The organism is Pseudomonas sp. P5_B2 (assembly GCF_056400445.1).
On sequence record NZ_JBFULH010001310.1, the window covers coordinates 1 to 728 of the forward strand.

The following is a 728-nucleotide window of genomic DNA, read 5'->3' on the forward strand; positions in this document are numbered from 1 at the left end:
TTACTCACCTCGTACAATTTTTCACCGATGAACTCTCCAGCTTGGCTACCACCGTCTCCCATTTGCGCGGCGAGCAGGCCGCTTACAACCAGCATGCAAACGACACCTCCTGCTCCAACGGTTCCCACTCCAATTGCGGCACATGTCATTGGCGCGAGAGTTGGCGCCAGTCGGCCCGCTATAGCTCCGCCTAGGACGTTTCCAGACAGTTTCGACCCCTCTACAAATTTCGCCTGACGACATTCTTCCTCGCGACCGGTGCGGCACGTTTCGTAAATCTTCGTCGCCGCAGAGCCCGCTCCCAACCCAATCGCCACATAGCCGCCTGCCTTCATATATTTTGAAGCTCTCGCCACACCGTCGATATTTGTTGCGTAGCCAGGCAATTGATTCGGTGCTCCAGCCTTGTTCCAGTTGTGCACGATCCTTCGCGTGGACAAGCCTAGTGCTCGTTTCAGTTTGGGATGATCTGATAGTCCCGTAGCTTTACGAACCAAAGGTTCGAAACCAGCATCCAGTTTTTTCATCAGTCTTTTGCGTTTCGCAAAAAAGTCCGGGGATTCAGGTGGCCATATTGGCGGTGCTGTTCCACGTGTAATCGCTCAAGTTCTATCAGTGTGTTTTTAAGCGTGTCCATATGCTGACCCACCATGAAGGATGCAACTCCCAACGCTCCGGAAGAGACACCCAAAAAAGGTTCAATTACTTCATGGTGCTCAACCATGAAC

At 52.3% G+C, this 728-nt stretch carries 2 pseudogenes; both read right to left on the reverse strand.

The features are described 5' to 3' along the window. Positions 1-527, reverse strand: a pseudogene (locus AC1DRJ_RS30925) (PAAR domain-containing protein); the annotation flags it as partial. Further along, positions 527-728 (reverse strand): annotated as a pseudogene (locus tag AC1DRJ_RS30930) (hypothetical protein); the annotation flags it as partial. The pseudogenes AC1DRJ_RS30925 and AC1DRJ_RS30930, both read right to left, overlap by 1 nt.